The 22,334-nt window shown below is 61.9% G+C and carries 19 protein-coding genes and 1 tRNA gene; 12 read left to right on the top strand and 8 right to left on the bottom strand.

Features of this window, described 5'->3' with window-relative positions:
- Nucleotides 1-53 precede the first annotated feature (53 nt).
- Both I6J28_RS03525 and dcd read right to left on the bottom strand, forming a co-directional pair.
- Nucleotides 54-1,376, bottom strand: a complete 1,323-nt coding sequence (locus I6J28_RS03525) for a UDP-glucose dehydrogenase family protein (protein WP_204610818.1) — start codon at nucleotides 1,374-1,376, stop codon at nucleotides 54-56.
- Nucleotides 1,377-1,418: 42 nt separating this feature from the next.
- Nucleotides 1,419-1,982, bottom strand: coding sequence for a dCTP deaminase (gene dcd, locus I6J28_RS03520; protein ID WP_005329405.1), 564 nt, complete (start codon nucleotides 1,980-1,982; stop codon nucleotides 1,419-1,421).
- 65 nt (nucleotides 1,983-2,047) lie between these two features.
- Between dcd and I6J28_RS03515 the strand changes: the two genes are divergently transcribed.
- A tRNA-Gly gene (locus I6J28_RS03515) sits at nucleotides 2,048-2,121 on the top strand.
- 479 nt (nucleotides 2,122-2,600) lie between these two features.
- Here the strand turns inward: I6J28_RS03515 and I6J28_RS03510 are convergent.
- From I6J28_RS03510 to I6J28_RS03500, 3 genes are read right to left on the bottom strand one after another with little or no spacing between them, the layout of a single operon-like run.
- Nucleotides 2,601-2,900 carry a hypothetical protein gene (locus I6J28_RS03510; protein WP_204610817.1) on the bottom strand — a complete coding sequence of 100 codons (300 nt, stop codon included), beginning with the start codon at nucleotides 2,898-2,900 and terminating at the stop codon, nucleotides 2,601-2,603.
- A gap of 13 nt (nucleotides 2,901-2,913) precedes the next feature.
- Nucleotides 2,914-4,602, bottom strand: coding sequence for a VanW family protein (locus I6J28_RS03505; protein WP_204610816.1), 1,689 nt, complete (start codon nucleotides 4,600-4,602; stop codon nucleotides 2,914-2,916).
- Between the two features lie 34 nt (nucleotides 4,603-4,636).
- A complete protein-coding gene (locus I6J28_RS03500) occupies nucleotides 4,637-5,797 on the bottom strand; it encodes a glycoside hydrolase family 3 protein (protein WP_204610814.1) in 1,161 nt (386 codons plus the stop codon).
- Nucleotides 5,798-5,855: 58 nt separating this feature from the next.
- Here I6J28_RS03500 and I6J28_RS03495 point away from each other — a divergent pair, with 58 nt between their 5' ends.
- The 3 genes from I6J28_RS03495 to I6J28_RS03485 are packed head-to-tail and all read left to right on the top strand — an operon-like array spanning nucleotide 5,856 to nucleotide 9,653.
- Complete coding sequence (locus tag I6J28_RS03495; protein WP_049359996.1) at nucleotides 5,856-6,362, top strand: universal stress protein; 507 nt, start codon at nucleotides 5,856-5,858, stop codon at nucleotides 6,360-6,362.
- A gap of 22 nt (nucleotides 6,363-6,384) precedes the next feature.
- Nucleotides 6,385-6,582, top strand: coding sequence for a DUF2613 domain-containing protein (locus I6J28_RS03490; protein WP_005325448.1), 198 nt, complete (start codon nucleotides 6,385-6,387; stop codon nucleotides 6,580-6,582).
- Nucleotides 6,583-6,584: 2 nt separating this feature from the next.
- Entirely contained in the window at nucleotides 6,585-9,653 is a 3,069-nt protein-coding gene (locus I6J28_RS03485; protein ID WP_239454652.1) for an alpha-(1->3)-arabinofuranosyltransferase domain-containing protein, read from the top strand.
- Here I6J28_RS03485 and I6J28_RS03480 read toward each other — a convergent pair.
- Nucleotides 9,574-10,734 (bottom strand): acyltransferase family protein, encoded by a 1,161-nt coding sequence (locus I6J28_RS03480; RefSeq protein ID WP_204610812.1) that lies wholly within the window; start codon nucleotides 10,732-10,734, stop codon nucleotides 9,574-9,576. The genes I6J28_RS03485 and I6J28_RS03480 overlap by 80 nt on opposite strands.
- A gap of 9 nt (nucleotides 10,735-10,743) precedes the next feature.
- On the opposite strand from I6J28_RS03480, the gene I6J28_RS03475 reads away from it, so the two are divergent.
- Nucleotides 10,744-11,898, top strand: coding sequence for a DUF3068 domain-containing protein (locus I6J28_RS03475; RefSeq protein ID WP_204610810.1), 1,155 nt, complete (start codon nucleotides 10,744-10,746; stop codon nucleotides 11,896-11,898).
- A gap of 88 nt (nucleotides 11,899-11,986) precedes the next feature.
- The gene (locus I6J28_RS03470; RefSeq protein WP_239454651.1) at nucleotides 11,987-13,306 is read left to right on the top strand and encodes a hypothetical protein; all 1,320 of its coding nucleotides are present in this window, start codon (nucleotides 11,987-11,989) and stop codon (nucleotides 13,304-13,306) included.
- Here the strand turns inward: I6J28_RS03470 and I6J28_RS03465 are convergent.
- Entirely contained in the window at nucleotides 13,221-14,330 is a 1,110-nt protein-coding gene (locus I6J28_RS03465; protein WP_204610806.1) for a glycosyltransferase family 4 protein, read from the bottom strand. The two genes, I6J28_RS03470 and I6J28_RS03465, sit on opposite strands and share 86 nt — an antisense overlap.
- Nucleotides 14,331-14,354: 24 nt before the next feature.
- Between I6J28_RS03465 and I6J28_RS03460 the strand changes: the two genes are divergently transcribed.
- Nucleotides 14,355-15,098, top strand: coding sequence for a class I SAM-dependent methyltransferase (locus I6J28_RS03460; protein WP_204610804.1), 744 nt, complete (start codon nucleotides 14,355-14,357; stop codon nucleotides 15,096-15,098).
- Nucleotides 15,099-15,142: 44 nt separating this feature from the next.
- Here I6J28_RS03460 and I6J28_RS03455 read toward each other — a convergent pair whose 3' ends face one another.
- Nucleotides 15,143-16,966, bottom strand: coding sequence for a phosphoenolpyruvate carboxykinase (GTP) (locus tag I6J28_RS03455; protein ID WP_204610802.1), 1,824 nt, complete (start codon nucleotides 16,964-16,966; stop codon nucleotides 15,143-15,145).
- Between the two features lie 349 nt (nucleotides 16,967-17,315).
- Between I6J28_RS03455 and trmB the strand changes: the two genes are divergently transcribed.
- Genes trmB through I6J28_RS03430 form a run of 5 tightly spaced genes read left to right on the top strand, consistent with a single transcriptional unit; the run spans nucleotide 17,316 to nucleotide 22,195 of the window.
- Entirely contained in the window at nucleotides 17,316-18,092 is a 777-nt protein-coding gene (gene trmB, locus I6J28_RS03450) for a tRNA (guanosine(46)-N7)-methyltransferase TrmB (RefSeq protein WP_005325428.1), read from the top strand.
- Nucleotides 18,093-18,686: an NYN domain-containing protein gene (locus I6J28_RS03445; RefSeq protein ID WP_204610799.1), complete on the top strand. Its 594-nt coding sequence runs from the start codon at nucleotides 18,093-18,095 to the stop codon at nucleotides 18,684-18,686.
- 12 nt (nucleotides 18,687-18,698) lie between these two features.
- Nucleotides 18,699-20,852 (top strand): MMPL family transporter, encoded by a 2,154-nt coding sequence (locus tag I6J28_RS03440; protein WP_204610797.1) that lies wholly within the window; start codon nucleotides 18,699-18,701, stop codon nucleotides 20,850-20,852.
- Nucleotides 20,853-21,869, top strand: coding sequence for a lysylphosphatidylglycerol synthase transmembrane domain-containing protein (locus I6J28_RS03435; protein ID WP_204610795.1), 1,017 nt, complete (start codon nucleotides 20,853-20,855; stop codon nucleotides 21,867-21,869).
- A complete protein-coding gene (locus tag I6J28_RS03430; RefSeq protein ID WP_204610794.1) occupies nucleotides 21,866-22,195 on the top strand; it encodes a DUF3054 domain-containing protein in 330 nt (109 codons plus the stop codon). Before I6J28_RS03435 ends, I6J28_RS03430 begins: the two co-directional genes overlap by 4 nt.
- Nucleotides 22,196-22,334: the final 139 nt, after the last annotated feature.

Below are 22,334 nucleotides of genomic sequence, written 5' to 3'. Positions count from 1 at the left end.
TGAGCAGGGCGATTATTTCGCTGCTCAGCCTTTGTATCTCAGAAGTAGAGGACCTAGAGGGTGCGCCCCAAGGCCTCAACCTTCCAGCCTGCCTGCTGCCAATCTGCGACAGGCAGCACATTGCGACCATCGATAATGTGCTTATTGTCCACCAGCTGGCCTGCCTGCTGCGGATCCAATTCCTTGAACTGCTTCCACTCGGTAGCCAAAATCACCAGTTCAGCCTCGCGCAGGGCATCGTCAGTGTCCGCGGCATAATCCAAGGTGGGGAATACCTTCTTCGCGTTGTCCATGCCTTCTGGGTCATAGACGGTTACTGCCGCGCCAGCCAGCGACAGGGAACCCGCTACGGCAAGGGCGGGCGAATCGCGCACGTCATCGGAATTCGGCTTAAACGCGCAACCCAATACGGTCACGCGGTGACCAAGCAGGGAACCATTGAAGGCTTCCTTGGCCAGGTCCACCACGCGGTCACGGCGGCGCATATTGATAGCGTCCACCTCACGCAGGAAGGTTAGCGCTTGGTCGGCGCCCAGCTCGCCAGCGCGGGCCATGAAAGCGCGGATGTCCTTGGGCAGGCAACCGCCACCAAAGCCGAGACCGGCGCCAAGGAACTTGCGGCCGATGCGCTCGTCGAGCCCAATGGCGTCGGCAAGAGCGGTAACGTCCGCGCCTGCAATCTCGCAGATCTCAGAAACGGCGTTGATAAAGGAAATCTTGGTGGCCAAGAACGCATTAGCGGAGACCTTGACCAGCTCGGCGGTCTGCCAATCCGTCACGATGAATGGGGTGTCCTGCGAGAGCGGCTGAGCATAAACCTCGCGAGCTACCTCCTCGGCACGGCTTTCGCCCTCGCGCACACCGAGAACGATGCGGTCTGGGGTGATGGTGTCCTTAACGGCGTAGCCCTCACGCAGGAACTCCGGGTTCCACGCGATTTCCACGGTGGTGCCTTCTGGGGCAAGCTCATTAGCCAGCTCCTGGAGCTCTGCCGCCGTTCCCACCGGAACGGTGGACTTACCAAAGATGATGTGATCGCCCTTGAGCTTGGGCACCAGGTCCGTAATGACGGCTTTCACATAGGTCATATCCGCCGCATAGGAACCGCGGCGCTGCGGGGTACCTACGCCCAAAAAATGCAGGTTGCCGAACGCGGCTGCTTCTTCATAGTCCGTGCTGAAGTCAAGGCGGCCGGCCTCGATATTGCGCTCGAGAACCTCCGGCAGGCCCGGTTCAAAGAACGGAACCTTGCCCGATTTAAGAGCGGAAATTTTATTGTCATCTACGTCCACGCCTAGTACTTCATGGCCGAGCTCGGCCATGCAGGCAGCATGGGTTGCACCCAAGTATCCGGTGCCGATTACAGTCATACGCATAAAACCCCATATTAGAGGCTCTATGTGAATGCCGGTTTAAGCCTATCGAAAATTCAGGTAAGACTTCGATGGCGTCGGGCCGCGCTGGCCCTGGTACTTCGACCCCAGCGAGCCGGTGCCATATGGGCTTTCCGCTGGTGAAGTCATCTTGAAGATAGCCAGCTGCCCCACCTTCATGCCCGGCCACAGGGCGATGGGCAGGTTGGCGGTATTAGAAAGCTCGAGCGTGATGTGGCCGGAAAAACCAGGGTCAATAAAGCCCGCGGTGGAGTGGGTCAACAGGCCTAGGCGGCCGAGGGAAGACTTGCCCTCCAAGCGACCGGCCAAGTCTGCCGGCAAGGTGAATTTTTCCAGCGTGGCGCCCAGCACGAACTCGCCTGGGTGCAGGATGAAGGACTGATCTTCTTCTACCTCCACCAAGGTGGTGAGATCCGGCATTTCCTCTTTGGGGTCAATATGCGTGTACCGCGAGTTATTGAAGACTCGGAAGTACTTATCTAGGCGCACGTCTACGGACGAGGGCTGGATAAGTTCGCTGTCGAAGGGCTCGATGCCCAATTCTTCGGCGTCAATGGCGGCACGGATATCACGATCTGAAAGAAGCACGGCCCCAATTCTACTCATGCCGAAGGCCGCGGTGTATAGTAGGCCGGAGCGCACAAACGCGCAGTGCCGACGTAGTTTAATGGTAGAACTGCAGCTTCCCAAGCTGCTAGCGCGGGTTCGATTCCCGTCGTCGGCTCCAATGTCATGAGTCGCGACATGTTTGACAGATGAGTCGCGACATCGTTAACAAACCGGCATTCCAGTTGCTTTTTGTTCTGGGGTGCCGGTTTCTTCGATCAGGCGAGCAGTGCCAGGGCGCATCGTTCCAAGCAGCAGTACCAAGACGCCGTAAGAACACCTACGTCTGACGGGCGGAGCCCTTTCCCTCTTGGGCTCTAGAAGGTGCCTTAGGCCCTGAATGGCCGCACTCTATTTCGACGCCACCGGATTGGCGTACAGCTTTGACGATGGCCATATTGCGGTTAGGACTGTTCATAGTGTCAAACATGTCCCGACTCACCAGTCAAGCATCACCCGACACGGTAAGGTAGCCCTAAGCGTCAAATATGTCGCGGCTCACCTGTCAAGCATCACGACGATTCCCTCAGGCACAGACTGTCAAATATGTCATGAACTCAGACACCGTCGTCGGCTCCAATTTCGGGGGAAAATTTCTTGCTAGTCGGTGGCGCTTAGCCACTGGGCCAGTTCTTTTTGTGCCCGTTCTACCCCGCCTGGATAGTGGGCTTCCAACTCTGCGGCAGCTGGTTCGAAGAATTTCTCTGTGAGCGCGGCTAGATCGCGCTCAGGAACGGTGCCACGGATGTCATCTAGCGGGGCACGAAACGTCATTCCACAATCGGTGCGGCGCTGATATCCGCGCCAGTCTTCGCTGTAGATGCGAAGCTCTGCCCCACGCAGGTTGGACTCAATGACCACGTTGCCGAATATGAGTGTGGTAAGGGTTCGCTCTTGCATGGCGCCGAGTCTACTAGCCGCAGCGGACGATGGGCTGCGGGTCGTAGACCGTGGTGGTGGTCTCGCGTGAGAGCTCCTTGCCGCCTAGGTCCTTGATGATGCGGGTATCGGACGTCGTAAAGCCCGGCGCGCCAGAAGAAGGCGAGCAGTCGCTGCCGGGCACGGACATAGGTTGTGGGTCGGTCTTAGCCCAGCGGCCGTTGTTCACAGACTCGACGTCGACGGTCTTGGTGCCCTTCAGGCGCACGGTGATCTTGCCGCCACCAAAGTCGGTCTCAATGCGGACCGGGGTATTGAAGGTGTTGGTGAACTGCAGGTCGATGGCGCCCTCGTACACGGTGGCCTCGCGGCCGGCTGGGTAGCGGGAAATGTAGTACGAGTGCGGGGTGTGGGCGGTATCTTCCATGCCCGCAAAGTAGGCAGCGTTGTACAAGGTGGTGGCGAACTGGGAGATGCCGCCGCCCACGGCGGAGCCGGAGTGGCCATCGATAATGATGCCGGACTCAACGTAGCCCTGTGCCGTGCCGCGAGGGCCCGTGTGGCCGTTGAGGGAGAAGGTCTCGCCTGGGTTGACCACGGCGCCGTTGACCTGTTGGGCTACCAGCTCGATATTCTTGCCGGAGGCAGCGGAGTAGCCCTCAGTGGTGAACTCGCCCACGGTGTCGTTGAAGGTCGCCTTCTTGGCATCGTCGGTGGTGAACTCTGCCGGATCCGGCTTGTAGGTAGCATCCCACTCGCGGTCATCGCCGGTCACGCGCTTGTCAAAGTCCTTCATGGTCGGCTCCCAGTCGATGATCTCGCCGTCTTCGGACGGGGTGATCTGCTTGTCGTTACCGTTGAAGGAAATCTTGGCATTTACGCCAGGGACATCGGCGCCCTCGGAGCGCTCGGCCAGCAGCTCTTGCGCGCGGTTGGTATCCACGGCGAGCTTGAGCTTGCCGTCCTTCTTTTCAATGCTGGTGAACTGGGAGATTTCCGGCTTATTCAGGGTAGCGCTGACATTATTCTTGGCCTTCAAGGTAATGGGATTATCCAGCGCCTTGGCGGCATCGCCAGTGCGCATGGCCTCGATAGCTTCATCATTGATGGCCGGCTCTACCTCTTCTGGGTCCACGTTTACGCCCTCGGAATCGAGCCAATTATCCGTAACCGCATTGTGCAGGGTGCCGGCATCTACGGTTTGGCCGAGCTTGGGGTCGGTGACCTTGAGCTCACCATTGTTGAGCTCCAGCATGCCATCGACTGGATCGGTGGAGAGATCCTTCTTCACGCGGTCCAGAGCCGGTTGCAGCTGGGCCTCATCCACATTGGTTTCTACCGGAATATCCCGGGTGGAGCGGAAGAAGCTATACAGGCGGGTAAAAGGATTGAGGGAAGGCTCCTCAATATTGTCCACGGCGCGCTGGTTATCCAGGGCGAGGCCCGACTCGGAGGGAACGAAATCGGTGTGCAGGTCGCCGGAGGTAACGCTCACGGGCTCGGTTTCTACGCCCGCAAGCTCGTCTTCGAGCTTCTCTACTGCGGCGGTGCGATCCATGGCGGAGATATCCACGCCGTTGACGGAAACGGCGCGCGGAATCTTGTCCTGGTTTGCTGCGACATCCCAGGCATAAGCAATGCCCGCGATCAGGACAAGGCCAACCAATACGCCGAGCGCGATGAGCCAGCCTTTAGCACCGTTTTTTCCTTCTGCCTTTTTCACGCCTTAAAGGTTAACGGTTTTAGTGGCATTTTTCCTAGTCCTGTGCGGGCTCGGGTGCAGCGCTGGCCGGGGGAGCGCTGACATGGCGGGCGGCATCTGCAAGGCGTTCGAGTGGCAGGCGGCCCTGGTCGACGGCGCCAACAACGGCGTCGATCACCGCATTAATGTCGCCTTCGGTGGACCACAGGGGCATGTCGGCACCGGCATTGAGGGAGGCCACGACGGCGTCGGCAAGCGGGAGCGAATCCGCAATCGCCTTCATGCCGCCGATGTCATCGGTATAGATGGGCCCGTCGTACTGCAGGGTCTCGCGGGCTAGGCCATAGGCTTCCGGCAGAATGGAAGCGGGAGTCTGACCATCGCCCAGGCCGGGCACGGCGAGGTGGCCCATCATCAGTGCGGCATTGGGTGCTTGGGGAAGGGCAGCCTTAAAGGGAATGAACTCGTGGCCTTCTAGTTCTTCTAGCGGCGGGGTAACGGCCTCGGCCAGGTGGGTATCGCCAGAAGCACGGCCGTGGCCCGGGAAATGCTTGAACACGGCCTTGACCCCAGCGGAATCCAGCCCGCGTGCAAAGGCCGCACCATACTCGCCTGCTTGGACCGGATCGGTGGAAAATGATCGATCGCCCACAACTTCCAGGCCATTGCCATCGACGTCGAGCACCGGTGCAAAGTCCACGTTGATGCCGTGTGTCTTGAGGCTCATACCAATCTCGTGTGCGAGCTGCTCCACCTCTTGTGGGGAACGCTCGGCCGCCATCTGTTGCGGCGCGGGGTACTCGCCCAGGATCTCCGAGAAACGTTGCACGCGCCCGCCCTCAAAATCGATGGAGACCTCAAAGTCGCGGCCCACCTCTTGGCGCAGGGCATTAATATCGCGGCCCTCTTCCTGCAGCAAGTTTGGATCCGCCCAGCTAGGGATAAAGATTCCGCCCACACCTGCCTCCAGCTTGGCCTTAGCATCGTCGTAGTTGGTGACCGGCGGCATCAGCACGGAAGCAGCCATGGCGCGGATGTCCTGCTGCGGGGCGGCCTCCTGCGAGATCTCTTCGAGCGTTTCGTGCGTCGCGGCAGGTGAGCTCGACCCAGCCGGGGTGGTGGAGCCCTGGCTCTCGTTGTCCTCCTGGGGGGAGGTAGAGCAGGCGCCCAAGGCCGTCACGAGGGCGAGGCTGGCAAGGATGCGCGGAGTTTTCATGCCTTCTAGTGTGCAATATTCCTCGCGTTCTGTCGCAAGCGGTGGGTAGACTAGTGACATGAGTAACGGCGAGACAATGCTAATTGCCTACGATGGCACCGAACGAGCCGGCCGCGCCCTCGAGTACGCGGCCCAGCTGCTGCGGCCCACCACGGTAGAAATCCTCACCGCCTGGGAGCCGGTAGCCCGGCAGACCGCCCGCGCCGTCAGCCGCACCGGAATGCACCAGTCCACCGTCTCCCCGGACGGCGTCGAAGAGGATCCGGCCTATGAAGAGGCGCTAAAGATTTGCCGCCAGGGCATCGAGCTGGCCGAAAGCCTGGGCCTAGCCGGCCGCGCCCACCTGGTGGAATCCGCCACCACCATCTCCTCCGCCATCATTGATGCAGCACACGAGCTGGACGTGGACGTCATCGTGACCGGCACCCGCGCCCTGACCGGCTTCCGCGCGTGGTGGACCAACTCCACCGCCGATCAGATTGTGCGCAACGCCGGCCTTCCCGTCTTCATCGTGCCGCAGGAAAACGAGGATGACGCGGACGATGATGAGGCAGAATACTTCTAAATAGCTGCTAGTATCTTTAGCCATGGCTCTGGAAACCGATTCTTTGAACAAGCGCACCCTTGGCCCTGCCATCGGTAGCGCTGTTGTGGGCATCGCGCTCGGCGTCATCACCATCATCGGCATCGCACAATTCTCCGGCACCGATACCGTGCCGGAAGGCAATGCGGTTTCTGCTTCCGATGCGGTTTTGGGCGGCCCTGAGTACGGATCCCGCAACTAGGTGTGCGTACCCTCCGCGGGCGGCTTGCCCGCCCCTACCCGCTGGGGATCCTTGCCCTAGCGCTCATCCTCCTCGTGCAGCCGTGGGGGCTGACGGCGGCCGATACCAAGCATGATCTGGCGGCCGATCCGCTGCACTTTCTCCGCGGGGCGCTCAGCGCCTATACGGATACCTTTACCCTGGGGCAGCTACAGAATCAGGCCTATGGCTATCTCTTTCCCCAGGGACCATTCTTCGTTTTAACCCAGCCCCTGCCCGATTGGGTGGCCCAGCGCCTCTGGTGGCTACTGGTCTTAAGCGTCGGCTTCATCGGCTTCCATAAGCTCGGCCGCAAGGTGGGCCTGCGTGGCTGGTGGGTCTGGGTGGCGGCGATGCTCTACGCGCTCTCGCCGCGCACTCTTTCTACCCTGACCGCCATTTCTTCTGAGACCTGGCCGGTCATGCTCGCTCCCTGGGTTATCCTGCCCTTCCTCAATGCCAAGCTCACCTGGCGCGATGCCGCCGCGGCCACCATCCCGGTGGCGCTGATGGGTGCGGTCAATGCCACCGCGACCATCGCGGCGTGTATCCCGGCCGCTGTAATCCTGCTCTACCGCCGCGCCTTCAGACCCGGCGCGGCCTGGCTCTTAGGGTGCCTGGCGGTGTCGGCGTGGTGGATCGGCCCGCTCGTCGTGCTTGGCCGCTATGCCCCGCCGTTTACGGAATTCATCGAATCCGCCCGCGTAACCACTCGCTGGCTCAACTTGCCCGAGATCCTGCGCGGAACCACGAGCTGGACGCCGTTTGTCGATACCGAACGCGTAGCCGGCTATGAGCTAGCCACCGAGTCCTTCTTTGTGCTGGTCACCATGGGCATCGCGGCCGTGGGCATCTACGGGCTCACCAAGCTGCCGCGCGTGTGGTCCGTCATGCTGGTGGTGGGCATCGCGGTGCTGGGCTGCCAGGTGGCGTGGTACCTCGATGCGCTCGATGGACCGCTGGCCGCGCTGCGCAACCTGCATAAATTCGATCCGCTGGTGCGCATCCCGCTGCTTCTGGGCGTGGCGCGCGCCTGCGCCAATCTTCCACTTCCGAGGAGCTTGCGCCCCACCAAGAAACAGACGGTGGGTGCGCTGACGCTGCTGTTGTGCATCGCGGTGGTCTCCCCGGCATGGTCGCAGCGCTTGCTGCCGCTGGGTGCCTATAAAGAGGTGCCCTCCTACTGGCACGAGGCCACGGACTTTATCAATACCCATGCCGCCGATACCCGCACCCTTATCTACCCGGAGGCGTCCTTTGCCCGGCAGACCTGGGGATGGACGCGCGACGAGCCGGCCCAGCCGCTGCTCGATGTCCCCTGGGCCGTGCGCGATGCCATTCCGCTCGTGCCCCCAGAGGCCATCCGCGGGCTCGACGGCGTCATGGCCGCGCTCAAGGAGGACCCGGCCACGGGCGTGCGCTCCCTGCAGCGCCTGGGCATCGGCGCGGTCATGGTGCGCCACGATCTCTTCACCGGCGAGGACGAGGCCCTGGCTAGCAAGTTTGGCGGCGAGGTCCATCGCTTCGGCGAGGTCGATGTCATTCTTCTCAACCACGCCGGCATGTCCTTAGGGCCGACGGACCCGGTCCGCGTGGCCGGCGGTGGGGAAGCATTAGCGCTTCTCGACGCCCACTCCACCCCCACCACCCGTAAGCTCGTCGATCGCGACGCCGATATCGTCACCGATACCCCGGCGCTCACGGACCGCAACTACGGCACCCTCGATGGTCCCATCTCCGCGCCCCTGGCCGCGGACGACCCCAGCCACGTGAATAACCGCCTGCGCGACTATCCCTCCGCTGGGCCGCTTACCCAGGTGGAAACCCACGGCGGTTCGGTAGCAGTCTCCTCCTCGGCCGCCGATGCCACGGCCTTTGGTGGCGCCCAGCCGAAGAAGTCCGCCACGGCCGCGGTGGATGGAGAAAACTCCACCGCCTGGTGGCCCGCGCCGGGCGATGATGCTGGGTGGATTGAGCTGCGCGGATCTTTCACCCAGCCGCGCCTCAAGCTCATGGCCACCAGCGCCACCACGGTAACCGTGCGCTCTGGCAGCGCGGCCGTAGACGTGGACTTGCAGCCCTTCCGCGCGCAGGAAGTCCGCGTTCCCGGCGGCGATACCGAGGCCATCCGCGTGGAGCTCTCCCACCGCACCGGCATCGCGGAGTTAGGAGTGGAAGGCCAGCCGGTCGAGCGCGTGGTGACCGTCCCGGATACCTCCCCTGACGTGCACCAATTCTTTTTCCAGCGCATGCTGCAGGATACCGGCGTGCTCATCCGCGATTTCACGGCGCCGCGCCCCATGCGCGTGACGGTGGATTCCACCAAGCCCGTGCTTATCGACGCCCACCGCTACTCCCCCGGCGAATCCCTCACCCTCAGTCCTGGCACGCACCGCGTGCGCACCACGGGGCCGTGGGTGAGCCTGCGCGAGGAGGACTGGCAACCAGCAGGCTCTTCCAAGCCCACCGGGTACTCGATTGCAGCCGCTGATGAGGATCGTCTCTTGGTCACCGGTCGCGCCTTCAATAAGGGACTGCGCGGCTACCTAGGCGAGGAAGAGCTCATCCCGCGCGAGATCGATGCCGCCACCCAAGCTTTTGTCATTCCGGCCAGCAGCTCCGGTGACTTCCGCATGACCTTTAGCGCCCAACCGGTTTACCGCGCCACCCTCCTCTTCGGCGGCGCCTTGGGCTTGCTCACCCTCGGCCTGTGCATCCTGGCGGCCACGCGGCGCCCGTCCCAGCCCACGTGGCGCGCGCCGCGCGGCGGTGCCGCCTCGGCCATCGTGGCGCTGGCCGCGCTGGCCCTGACCGGCTGGCCGGCCGCGGTGGCGGCCGTTGCCGCTTGGTTGGTGCTGCGCTGGACCACCATCCCGCGCGCCTACCTCGCGCCCGGTGTCGTAGCGGCGGCCGGGGCGATCCTCGCACGCGCGCCGTGGACATCGGGATCCTATGCGGGCGATTCGCTCCTGCTTAGCTGCTTGTGTGCCGCGGGCGTGGCCTGTCTTTTCGCCTCCGACCGAGGAGAAAATCCCGGCCGGGACGCTCAATGAGCGTATAGCTCGCGGCCGAGACCACCACGGTGGCCACCACCGTTACGGCCAGAATCACCCAAAAGTCCAGGGGCTTCCCGCTAAACAGCGGCACCCCGGTAAGCGGAAACGCCAGTCCCAGAATGGCCACATGCCACAAGAAGATGGAATAGGACCACGCGCCCAGTGCCTGCATGAGCGGGCTGGTCAGCCAGGACTTATCCCGTGGGGCGAGCGCCACCGGTACCACCACGACTGCGGCGAAGGCCGCTCCCGCAATGATCCGGCGGGAAAATTCACCTGGCTCTGGATGCACCAGTCCCTGCGGCCCGAACCACTCGCGGCTGGAAATCCACAGCACCACCGCTGCCACGAGCCACCATGCCCAGCGCGGCCGCAGCGCGCGTTGCACGCGCCGGCTAACACCAGCTTCTTCGCATTCCGCGGCCAGCATTCCCACGGCAAACCACGAAGCATATGCCGGCGGCCAAATCTGCGAATTGACCTGGTCCTTGGCGTAATCGGCCACAAAGGGAACGAAACCCCAAGCCCAACTGATCACAGCGCCCAGCGCGATGGCCGCTACCCGCCAGCGCCGCGGCAGCACATCGAGGAGCCACACCAACAAAGGCAGGGCAAGGTAGAAGAAGAACTCCACGCATAGCGACCACAGGTGGGTAAGCCCCGGCGCTAGCCCGTCCACCACATAGATCTGGGTAGAGGTGAGGTTGCTCAGCAGTTGGGTGAGGGTGAGCGAGTGGGCGTCGGGAAGCAGGAGCATCACCGCCACCACGCAGGCATAATAGGCCGGCACTAGGCGGGCCACGCGCGAGCGCGCATAGCCGGATAAGGTGTGCAAGCCGCGGCGACGCCACAAGAGGAAGGCACTGAGCGCAAAGAAGACGGCGACGAAATAATCAAAGCGCCCGGCAAACCCCCACCCGGTTCCGGTCTGAAAAGACACGTGGGTGACAATGATTCCAAGGGAAGCGACCGCGCGTAAACCGTCTAGCTCCGGCAGATGCTGGGGTACGCTTTTCACAGATGCCTGCGGCTGCACGCTTGCTCCTAACCCCGGATCGACCTGAAACTGATTGGACATACTACTGCAATGAAACGCTACCTTTGGCCACGCTCGCCACTGGCGTGGGTTTTCATTGCCGCCGTCATTTTCTTGGTGCTGGGTACCGTGGTGCCGCCGCTGTATAACAATCAGACCCGGCCGCTGGCCTTCGACCAAAACATCAACACCGTCACCGCGCCGTCGGCAGGCGTGTGGATGGAAGCGCCTGAATTCATCGCCGGGGCCAAAGCCTCCGGCGATAGCAAGGACCCGCAATGTCAGGAAAAGCAGGCGCCCATGTGGTGCTACCTGCACCACGACCTGCTTACTATCGAGCGCAATACCACCACCTCTGAGGTGGCAGAAGATGATGCGCTCGCTAACTCCGATTCGCTCTCTCGCCTGCTCGCCGGCGATACTCCCCTTGCCCAAATCACGGAGCATTCCGTGTTGAACCGCGAGTCCACCTACCCGGTTGCTTCGCCGAAGGATAAATGGAAGTTTGTCCTACCGGCGCTGGATACCGGCATGGCCCGCACCGACTTCGAGCGCGATGGAATCAACTACTTCTTTCCCTCCGGTACCGAGCAGCGCTCCTATCCGTTTTTCGATCTAGCGACGCAATCCTCCACGGCGGTGGACTTCACCACGACGGAAAAGCTCGACGGAATCCCCACCTATTCTTTCCACCACGATATCCAGCCCATTTCCTTGGCTGATATGCGCAAAAGCATTACCACCGAGGTCGATACCGGCACCGGCGATAAGCAGCTAGCGGCCGAGGATTTCCGCATCTCCGGGCCGGCAAAGCGGTTCTACGACGCCGAGTCGCGCGAACTCCTCGGCTTAGATGCCACTGACCGAGTCACGGTGGAGCCCTTCTATACCATCGGCCGCGATATCTCCGTCGAGCCCACCACCGGCACCATGGTGGACCTGCGCGAGAACATCAAGATCTTCTTTGCCGCGGACGAAAAGCAAGCCGGCACCATGGTGGCGAATGACGATACAGAAGACCGCTCCATCTTCGCCGCCGATCTGCGCTGGTCCGATGAGACCCGCGCGGAGCGCCTTGATGAGGTACGTCCGGTCATTCGCACCATTCGCGCCTTGATGGTGGTCGGCTGGGCCGGCAAGGCCATCGGCGTTGGTCTATTGCTCTGTGCCGCCTATATGTACATGCGCCGCCACCGTGAAGGCTAGGCGTCTTTTACTCCTTAGCTGGGGCGCTCTCCTTGTGGCCGCGGTGTGCTGGCCCTTTGCCTTACCCGGCGAGTTCTTGTGGCGCGATATGGCGTTGCTTGACCATCCGGCGCTTTCCCCTTCTGCCTTTGGTGGCGGCAGTCTGCCCGCCCGCAATGCACCGCAAGATGGTTTCCTTGCTCTCGTGGGCGGCGCGTGGGCGGCGCGGGTGCTCATTTTCGCCGCCGCCGCGTCCTCCGCGCTCACCGCGGCGCGCTGGGCACGCTCTACAGTCTCCGCGGTGAGCGCGATGGCGGTGGCGGTGGCCAATCCCTTCGTCATCGAGCGTCTCCTGCAGGGCCAGTGGTCGCTTGCGGTGGCTGCGTGGCTACTGCCGGTCATCGCGTGGGCAGGAAAAAGGCACAGCTGGGTGGCGTGGCTGGCTATGTGGGGAGCTTCGCTTACCCCTACGGGTGGTCTCTTTGCCGTGGTGACCGCGGCGGTGACCTGCCGCAAGCGGGTAGCGCTCGGCGGCGTGATTCTGTGCTTGCCGTGGGCCATTCCGGGCATGTTCAACCCCGCTGCGCCTGGCGATACCGCAGCGGCGGTGGCCGCGTTTGGCCCGCGGGCAGAAGACTACGTCGGCACCGCAGGCGCGCTACTGCGGCTCGGCGGTATCTGGAATGCGGAGGCGGCCATCGGGTTCGCCGTGTGCGGCGTCATCGTGGCGGTCGTCGCCCTGCTCGGGGCGTGGCGGGTCCCCATGCGGTTAAGCGTTCTCGCAGCGATTGGTCTCGGCGGGGCGATATTCTTCTGGCTGGTTCCCGGCGCGCTGGTGTGGTCTATTGATCACATACCGGGGGCGGCGCTGCTGCGTGATAGCGGGAAACTGACCATGTTGGCGTTGCCGCTCTATGTGGCCTCGCTGGGGGCGCTGCCGAATCTGCCGGCGGCACTAGCCACCGTGGCGGCGACCGTGCAGCTGCTGCCCGTTCCAGGACGCCTCGCGGTGCTCGCGCCGCGGGATACGGGGATAGATGAGCAGTTGGTGCGCGCGATTGACGGCCGGGTGGCCTTCTTCCCAGAACGCGCCAACCTCGTGGAGGTTCCCGGCGGCGTGGCCGTCGACCCCTACTCCAAGGCAGTGGCCATGGTGGAATCGGGGGAATTGAGCGTAGACGGCACGGTGGTGGACCAAGCCTCGCCGCAATACCGGGCGGCGCTGCGCGCGTGGGAGGAGCACGATATGGACCGGCTGGCCGAGCTCGGCGTCGGTGTGGTCGTGGTGGACGGTGCCATTGCCGCGGAGACTAATGCGCCGCGGCCGCAGGTTCCGTGGGCGCTTACCGCTTTGTGGATGGCGTGTCCGCTACTAGCCCTTGCAGCAATTCCGCGAACTGCTCGCCGGTCTTCTTCCACGAGAAGCTAGCGGCAAAATCCCGCGCGTTGGAGCCGAGGGTGCGGCGAAGGGGGGCGTCGGCAAGCAGCTGCTTGGTGGCCGCCACGAAATCCTCTTCGCGCTCTACCAGAATGCCGGTCCTGCCGTTGATAACGCTGTCACGCAGGCCAAATGTATAGCCAACGGCGGGCACCCCATGTTGGGCCGCCTCCATTACTGCCAAACCCCACCCCTCTTTGCGCGAAGGCATGAGCAAGGCATCGGCGCGGGCGAGCAGGGCGTGCTTATAGTCCTCGGTCACCTGGCCGCGAAAGCGCACGCGATCGCTTACCCCATGCTCCTCGGCATAGGCACGCAGGTTAGCTTCCCACCAGCCGGAGCCGATGACGTCCAAGACCGCGCCCGGGGTCTGCGCCACCGTATCCATGGCATGCTCGATCTGCTTATGTGGCACTAGGCGCGAAAGCGTGACTAGATGCACCTCGGCCTCTCGTTCCAAGGAAGGAACGTGATCCGGAACCGGGTCCAGGCCATTGGCGATGATGTGCGCGCCCTTAATGCCCAGCGCCTCCAAATCCTCGCGGGAGGCCTCAGACACGGTGACATAGGGAGCGCCGCGATACACGCGCGGGGCCACCCGGGACTCAAGGAACCAGCCAAGCCGCCCGAGGAGAGGGCCCGCTACCGGCCATTGTTCGCGGTGGCAATGGTGAGTAAGCAGCACCGTCGGCACCCCGGACACCAGGCGAGCGAAGAAGGGGATGCCGTTTTGGGTATCGATTACCGCATCCACCCCGCGCAGGTCTCCCACCCCCAGGCGGCCGACCAGCATCGCCGCCCAGGCACGCGGATATACGCCGAATTTGGCGCCACCGCGGCTATAGCGCACGCCGTCGCGCACCTCGCGGTGGGCGGCGTTCATATGCTTGGAGGTGCGAAAGACCACCTCGTGGCCTTCAGACGCCAGGTACTCTCCCACGCGCTCCAAGTAGCGCTCCGAACCACCGCCTTGTGGGTGGGTGGTATCGCGCCAGCATAGTAAAAGAATCTTCATCGTGAGGTATTAGCCTAGTGGGTTATGAGACATACCCGTGAGATGGCCACGCTCCGCCGCTCCATTCAGCTGCTGCGTTCCTTCCGCTTTGAGCAGACGCGCCCGGAGATTTTCTACGGCGGGCTCGCGGAGGATACGGCCGCGCTGGTGGATAACCTCGGCCGCGACTTGGGCGTGCAGCTTTTCGGAGCACGGGTGCTCGATGTCGGCGGCGGACCGGGCTATTTTGCGGACGCCTTTTCCCGGCGCGGCGCCCGCTATGTGGGATTGGAGCCAGATGCCGGCGAGATGTCTGCGGCCGGCATCCATTTAAGCAATTCCGTGCGTGGCGATGGCACCAACCTGCCCTTTGCCGATGATTCCTTTGACGTGGTCTATTCCTCCAACGTGGCCGAGCACATCCCCAATCCCTGGGATATGGGCGAGGAGATGCTGCGCGTAACCCGCCCCGGCGGACTTACCATCCTGAGCTACACGGTGTGGCTCGGCCCCTTTGGCGGCCACGAGACCGGCCTGTGGGAGCACTACATTGGGGGTGGCTTTGCCCGCGATCGCTATACCCGCCACCACGGCCATCCGCCCAAAAATGTCTTTGGCACTTCGCTTTTCGACGTCCCCTGCTCCGCCGGCCTTGCCTGGGCCCAGCGCACCGGCGCGCTCCAACTCGCCTTCCCCCGCTATCACCCCAGCTGGGCTTGGTGGCTCACCCGTGTGCCAGGGGTGCGGGAATTCGCGGTTTCTAACTTGACGCTAGTGCTGCAAAAATAGCACCCAACAACAGTGCTGTCGCTGGGTGCTATTGAGCTTAGAGCTTAAGAGGCGTTCTCTACACGCTCCTTCAGGGCGTGGAACTGGTCCCACACCTCGGACGGCACGCGGGAGCCCAAGAAGTTGAGGTAGCTGGCGTTATCCTGCATATCGCCTTCCCATTCCTTCGGGTTGACGGCGAGAGCGGCGCGAACATCCTCGATATCGAAGTCGATGCCCTCGAGGTCGATATCCTCGGCGCGGGCGGTGTGGCCCACGACGGTTTCCTCGGCCTCAACGTTGCCCTCAATGCGGTCAATGATCCACTTGAGCACGCGGGAGTTCTCGCCGAAGCCCGGCCACAGGAAGCGGCCGTCATCGCCACGGCGGAACCAGTTAACCAGGAAGATAGACGGCATGCGGTCGCCGCCCTTTTCACCCATATCGATCCAGTGCTGCAGGTAGTCACCGGCGTTGTAACCAATGAACGGCAGCATAGCCATCGGGTCGTGGCGCAGGGTGCCGACGCTACCTTCTGCGGCAGCGGTCTGGCCGGAAGCCAGCAGAGCGCCGATCATGGTGCCATGGTTCCAGTCAAAGGCCTGGGTTACCAGCGGGACGGTGGTCTTGCGGCGGCCGCCGAAGAGGATGGCGTCGATCTTCACGCCCTGCCAGTCGTCATACTCTGGTGCGGCGCTCGGGCACTGGGAAATCGGCACGCAGTAGCGGGAGTTCGGGTGCGCAGCCTTAGTGGAGGAGGACGGAGTCCAATCCTGGCCGGTCCAGTCAATGAGGTGCTCTGGTGCCTCCTTGGACATTTCCTCCCACCAGACATCGCCGTCGTCGGTCAGCGCAACGTTGGTGAAGATGGTGTTGCCCGGCTCCATGGTCCGCATGGCAATCGGGTTGGAATCGTAGTTGGTACCAGGAGCCACACCGAAGAATCCATTTTCCGGATTTACGGCGTAGAGGCCATCCTCACGCAGATGCAGCCAGGCAATATCGTCGCCGACAACTTCAGCCTTCCACCCCGGGATGGTTGGGGTAATCATGGCCAGGTTGGTCTTGCCACATGCCGAAGGGAAGGCAGCTGCAACGTGGTACTTCTTGCCTTCTGGGTTGGTGAGCTTCAAGATGAGCATGTGCTCGGCCATCCAGCCTTCTTCCTTGGCCATAACCGAAGCGATGCGCAGCGCATAGCACTTCTTAGCCAGGATGGCGTTGCCGCCGTAGCCAGAACCGTAGGACCAGATTTCCTTAGTTTCAGGGAACTGGGTGATGTACTTAGTGTCATTGCATGGCCACGCCACATCTTCTTGGCCTGGCTCTAGCGGGGCGCCCACGGAGTGCAGGGCGTGGACAAAGTTGCCGTCAGCGCCGATTTTCTCCAAGGCTTCCGCACCCATACGGGTCATGATGCGCATGGAGAGCACCACATAGGCGGAGTCAGTCAGCTGCACGCCCAGCTTTGGTTCCGGATCGCTAATAGGGCCCATGCAGAAGGGAACCACGTACATGGTGCGGCCCTTCATGGAACCACGGAATGCCTCCGTCATTTCTTCCTTCATCGCAGCTGGCGGGGCCCAGTTATTGGTCGGGCCGGCGCCATCTTCATTCTCTGTACAGATGAAGGTGCGGGATTCCACGCGGGCGACGTCCGAAGGATTGGAGCGAGCCAGGTAGGAATTAGGGCGCTTTTCCTCATTCAGCTTGATAAGCGTGCCCTTTTCCACCAGCTCTGCGGCCAAACGGTCAGCCTCGTCCTGGGAGCCGTCTACAAAGACCACCTGGTCCGGCTGGAAAAGCTCAACGTTCTCGCTGATCCAGCCGATAAGCTTTTCGTTTTTAGTCGGCAGCTCTCCGACGAGCCCTGGGATAGTGGCGGTCATTAGTAATTCTCCTGAGGGTGGGTGTGAAAATTGGGGAAATAAAGCCCCAACTGTGCCTTCCACCTCAAGATTAACGTGCTTGTCCGAATAATTTGCGTAGATTTTGTCACACCGGTTATATCCACCGCGTTTACCAGAACTTCACCAAGCGCAACCACAGATACTGTGTTAAAAATCGCCTTTTTCCATCCCCCTGTCTGGGGGTCTATTCCCCTCCTCAGCGGCAACCAAAACAATCATCTTCCACCCCCAACCGGGCCCACTGGTTATACCCGGATTGCCCTCGCCACACGTGGCCCACGGCGCGGCGTATTGCTTGGCAAGGCTAAGCAGGGAAAAATAGGCCGCAATGAATAACACAGATAACTCTCAAAACACCCGCGCTGGAGAAATGCCTCCAGGGCGCCCGCCACAGACCGACTTCAATGCGGTATTCGACAACGAGCTTGACTACCCACGCCTAGGCAACGTCACCTTCCGCCGCGGCACACTGACCGAAAATCAGCATGAGCTTTTTGAAAAGCGCTGGCCAGAACTAGGCCGCACGCTAGAAGACGAGGTCATTGACCTCGACGCCTGGTTTGGCCGCAGCGGCGCCAAGACCATCGTGGAAATCGGATCCGGTACCGGTACCTCCACCGCCGCCATGGCGCCGAAGGAGGCCGATACCAATATCATCGCCGTCGAGCTCTACAAGCCGGGCCTGGCCAAGCTACTGGGCCAGATCGAGCGCGAGGGCATCGACAATATCCGCATGATTCGCGGCGATGGCATCGAGGTCATGGTGCGCATGTTTGCGCCGGAATCCCTTGATGGCATCCGCGTCTTCTTCCCGGATCCCTGGCCAAAGGCCCGCCACCACAAGCGCCGCATCATCCAGTCGGGCACACTCAACCTTTTTGCTTCCCGCCTGAAGAAGGGCGGCGTGCTGCACGTTGCTACCGACCACGCCGGTTACGCCGAGTGGATCGATGAGCTTGTGGACGTAGAGCCGAGCCTGGATTACAAGGGCTGGCCGTGGCCAGAGTGCCCGCAGTTGGTGGACCGTCAGGTCATCACCAAGTTTGAGGGCAAGGGCCTAGATAAAGAACACGTCATCACGGAGTATCTCTGGGAGAAGAAATAAATGAGCACCTACCTACTTGTCTGGGATGCGCCCAATATGGACATGGGCTTAGGCTCCCTGCTCGGCGGCCGCCCCACCGCCGCACACCGCCCGCGCTTCGACGCCATCGGCCGCTGGCTGGTACACCTTGCCCAGGACGTTGATGCGGAACCGCGCGCCGATGTCTTTACTAATGTCACCCCGGGCGGCGCCGATGTCATCCGCCCATGGGTAGAAGCCATCCGCAACGTGGGCTTCGGCGTTTTTGCCAAGCCCAAGATCCACGAAGACGATGACGTGGATCCGGATATGCTCGACCACATCGACAGCCTCCGTGAGGATCTAGCCGGCGTGATTGTTGCCTCCGCCGATGGCCAGAATTTCCAGGAACCTTTGGAAGAGCTCATCGCGGAAGGCCTTCCGGTAACGGTCCTCGGTTTCCACGAGCATGCAGCATGGGCCGTAGGCCACGCAGACATCAATTTTGTGGACCTGGAAGATATCGAGGGTGTATTCCGCGAGCCGCTACCGCGCGTGAACCTGGATAATCTGCCAGAGGGTGGTGCATGGCTGCAGCCATTCCGTCCCCTGGCTGCGCTGCTTAATAACCGCTAGGAGGCTGCCCCAATGTTTGAAAAATGGGGACGTTTTTCCTATGCGCACCGCCGGCTCATCCCCGCCATCATCGTCGCCGCCATCCTTGCGCTCTTTATCGGCTTTGGCTTGCAGCTCGAAGACCGCATGAGCCAGGAGGGCTGGGAGGATCCCAATGCGGCGTCGACAAACGCGGCCCAGATCGAACAGGAAGCATTCGGCCGCGATAACTCCGGCGATGTCATCTTGCTCTTCCACTCCCCCGATGAGAATTTCGATGCCGCCAAGCAGCACTTGGCGCAGTTGAAATCGGCGTATCCGGACCAGATTGACTCGGTGACCAGCTACTTCGACACAAAGAACCCGAACCTGGTCAATGCCGATCATTCACTAGCCTTCGCAGCCATCGGGCTCAAAGGCGATGACGAGCAAACGCTGAAGGATTTCCGCACCATCGAAGGCGCGCTTACGGATACCACCGCACCGGTGGAGATTGCGGGTGCCACCGCGGTTGCTGACGCTCTTGATGAGGGAATGTCGCACGATATTTCCCGCGCCGAAAAGGCCGCCCTGCCGCTGGTAGGCATCCTCCTGCTGGTGGTCTTTGGCTCTGTGGTTGCGGCCTGCATGCCGCTGGTGGTCGGTGGCCTCTCCATCTTGGGCTCTTTGGGCATCCTGTCCATCCTGGCCGGGTTCTCGCAGGTCAATGTCTTTGCCCAGGCCGTCGTCACGCTGCTGGGCCTCGGCCTAGCCATCGATTATGGCCTCTTTATGGTTTCGCGCTTCCGCGAGGAGCTGGACAAGGGCCGCTCCACCGAGGAGGCCGTGGCCACCACCACCGCAACCGCCGGCCAAACCGTGGTTTTCTCCGCGGCCATGGTCGCCGTTGCGCTCTCCGGCCTCTTCCTCTTCCCCCAGGCCTTCCTGAAGTCCGTGGCCTATGGTTCCATTTCTGCGGTCGGCTTGGCCGCGCTCCTTTCCGTCACCGTGCTGCCGTCCATTTTTGGCATGCTCGGCCCCAAGATCGATACCTGGTCCGTGCGCCGTACCTCGCGAACGGCTCGCACTATTCAGGACACCTGGTGGTATAAGCTTCCGCGCTGGGCCATGCGCCATGCCCGCGGGCTGACCATCGCCGTGTGCGGCCTGCTCATCGCGCTTACCCTGCCCATCATGAGCATCACCTTCGGTGGCATCAACGAGTCCTACCTGCCGCCCGACCAGGACACCCGCGTGGCACAGGATAAATTCAACGAAGAGTTCCCTGCCTTCCGCACGGAGCCGGTCAAGCTCGTGGTGGAAAATGCCTCGAACCAGCAGCTTGTCGACGTCGTCATGCAGGTCCGCGGCCTCGACGGCCTCACCGAGCCCATGGCGCCGACGACCGCCACCAAGGACGGCACTACCGTCCTTTCCGCCGGCATTGAAGACCGCGATGACTACGCGAAGATCGTGCACGAGCTGGAAAAGGTCAAGGCCCCTGAAGGCGTAAACCTCTACGTGGGCGGTACTCCCGCCATGGAGGTGGAGTCCCTCGATGCGCTCTTCCACACGCTGCCGTGGATGGCGCTCTACGTGGTGCTGGCTACATTCCTGCTCATGGCCCTAGTCTTCGGCTCCTTCGTACTGCCGCTCAAGGCCATTGTGATGACGTTGCTGACCTTGGGCGCGACGCTGGGCATCTTGACGTTGATGTTCGTCGCTGGCTTGGGCTCGGACATCCTCAACTTCACGCCCGGCCCGCTCATGAGCCCGATCTTGGTGCTCATCATCGCCATTGTCTACGGCCTGTCCACCGATTACGAGGTCTTTTTGATCTCCCGCATGGTGGAGGCCCGCCGACGCGGCGCTTCTACCGACGAGTCCATTGCGGCCGGCACCGCGCATACCGGCGGCATTATTACCGCGGCGGCGCTCATCATGATCGTGGTCTCCGGCGCGTTCGGCTTCTCCGATATCGTGATGATGAAATACATTGCCTACGGCATGATTTTTGCCCTGCTTATCGACGCCACCATTGTCCGCATGCTCCTCGTCCCGGCCGTCATGCACTTGCTGCGCGAAGATAACTGGTGGGCCCCTAGCTGGCTGCGCCACGCCACCACCACTTTGACCGGCGGTGCGACCCACCGCGGCAAGACTGTTCCCTTCACTGAGCTCAAACAACGCCTCGAAGGGGGTAAGTAAGTGAAGAATTGGCTGCGCCTTATCGCCTCGTTCATCGTCCTGCTGGTCTTGGTTTATGTCTTCCGCGATGAGCTGGACTTCCTGCGCGAAGGCTTCTCGCGGCTTTCTCATTCCAACCCGGCCGCGATAGCACTCGTGGTCATCGCCTCCATTGTGGCGGTGCTCGCCATGGGCGAGGTCATGCGCCTGCTCATTCGCGCCGGCGGCGTCAAGGTGCCGGCCTCAGAAACCGCAGCACTGACGTTGGCCGCTAATGCCTGGTCCACCACTCTTCCGGCCGGCCCAGCCTTTTCCGCCATCCTCACCTTCTACGTGCAACGCACGTGGGGCGCGTCCGTCATGCTGTGTGGCTGGTTCTTCGTGCTGTCTTCTGCCATTTCCACGATGTGGCTCGTGCTCATCGGCTTGGGCGGCGTGCTCTTCCTCAACGCGGATATGGCGCTCTGGTCCCTCATTGGCACCCTAGTGCTCATGCTGGCGCTTTCTGGCGGCCTGTTCTGGCTGACCAATCATCCGGATACCATCATGCGCTGGCTCAACCGCCAACAGCTCATTAAGGGCTCCAAGCGCGAAGCCCTCTTGGACCAGGTCAAGAATCTGGAGGAAGTTCACCTTACCCGCCGCCAATTCGGTTGGGTGTCCTTCTACTCTTTGGCCAACCGCCTGATCGACATGGTCTCGCTATGGGGCTGCGTGTGGGCCGTTACCGGCCACCTGCCCGCCCTGCACGCTGGCGAGGACACCACGACGATGGCCGGCGTGGCGCTGGCCTATCTCACCGCTAAGCTTGCCGGCTCTGCTCAGGTCACGCCGGCCGGCCTCGGAACGGTGGAAGCCGCCATCATCGCCACTCTGGTGGCCACGGGCATGACCGCGGTGGACGCTACCGGCGCGGCCATCATCTACCGCCTCATCTCCTTTGCCTTGATCACCATCATTGGCTGGGTAATCTACTTCTGGCACTATGCCCGCAAGGGCATTACCTACGCCGCCTTGAACCGAAAGGAAAACGCATGAGAATCGCCCCCATTATCGATATCATCGCCCTGATGCTCTTCGCCGTGGCTGCCCGCCTCGCCCACGGCGGTTTGAGCTTTTCCACCTGGGTAGATGCCTTTTGGCCCTGGGCCGTAGGCGCGCTTATCGGCTGGGTCATCATCCTCGCTACCAAGGTCCAGGGCAAGTGGAAGGAGGGCGGCATCGTCTGGCTGAGCACCGTCGTGGGCGGCATGGCCCTGTGGATGCTCGTCAACGGCCGCCTGCCACACTGGAGCTTCCTCATCGTAGCGACTGTGATGTCAGCGCTATTTTTCTTTGGCTGGCGGCTTTTCGCCCGCAAATAAAAAAGAAGGAGGGTTCAACCCTCCTTCTTTTTGCTCCACTTACTTGGAACTTACCTGAATGCCTGCCTGATTCAGAATATCGACCACGAAACCAATGATCTCGCTGACGATGTCCACAGCGCTAGACAGAATCATAGAT

This window comes from Corynebacterium tuberculostearicum, assembly GCF_016894265.1.
Classification (GTDB): domain Bacteria; phylum Actinomycetota; class Actinomycetes; order Mycobacteriales; family Mycobacteriaceae; genus Corynebacterium; species Corynebacterium tuberculostearicum_D.
This window is presented reverse-complemented; position numbering and strand designations above follow the sequence as displayed.

Coding starts and splice junctions, on each gene's coding strand:
- I6J28_RS03525 (WP_204610818.1), bottom strand. CDS start 1,376: ATGCGTATGACTGTAATCGGCACCGGATACTTGGGTGCAACCCATGCT.
- I6J28_RS03510 (WP_204610817.1), bottom strand. CDS start 2,900: ATGCAAGAGCGAACCCTTACCACACTCATATTCGGCAACGTGGTCATT.
- I6J28_RS03500 (WP_204610814.1), bottom strand. CDS start 5,797: ATGAAAACTCCGCGCATCCTTGCCAGCCTCGCCCTCGTGACGGCCTTG.
- I6J28_RS03495 (WP_049359996.1), top strand. CDS start 5,856: ATGAGTAACGGCGAGACAATGCTAATTGCCTACGATGGCACCGAACGA.
- I6J28_RS03490 (WP_005325448.1), top strand. CDS start 6,385: ATGGCTCTGGAAACCGATTCTTTGAACAAGCGCACCCTTGGCCCTGCC.
- I6J28_RS03480 (WP_204610812.1), bottom strand. CDS start 10,734: ATGTCCAATCAGTTTCAGGTCGATCCGGGGTTAGGAGCAAGCGTGCAG.
- I6J28_RS03475 (WP_204610810.1), top strand. CDS start 10,744: ATGAAACGCTACCTTTGGCCACGCTCGCCACTGGCGTGGGTTTTCATT.
- I6J28_RS03470 (WP_239454651.1), top strand. CDS start 11,987: ATGGCGTTGCTTGACCATCCGGCGCTTTCCCCTTCTGCCTTTGGTGGC.
- I6J28_RS03465 (WP_204610806.1), bottom strand. CDS start 14,330: ATGAAGATTCTTTTACTATGCTGGCGCGATACCACCCACCCACAAGGC.
- I6J28_RS03460 (WP_204610804.1), top strand. CDS start 14,355: ATGAGACATACCCGTGAGATGGCCACGCTCCGCCGCTCCATTCAGCTG.
- I6J28_RS03455 (WP_204610802.1), bottom strand. CDS start 16,966: ATGACCGCCACTATCCCAGGGCTCGTCGGAGAGCTGCCGACTAAAAAC.
- trmB (WP_005325428.1), top strand. CDS start 17,316: ATGAATAACACAGATAACTCTCAAAACACCCGCGCTGGAGAAATGCCT.
- I6J28_RS03445 (WP_204610799.1), top strand. CDS start 18,093: ATGAGCACCTACCTACTTGTCTGGGATGCGCCCAATATGGACATGGGC.
- I6J28_RS03440 (WP_204610797.1), top strand. CDS start 18,699: ATGTTTGAAAAATGGGGACGTTTTTCCTATGCGCACCGCCGGCTCATC.
- I6J28_RS03430 (WP_204610794.1), top strand. CDS start 21,866: ATGAGAATCGCCCCCATTATCGATATCATCGCCCTGATGCTCTTCGCC.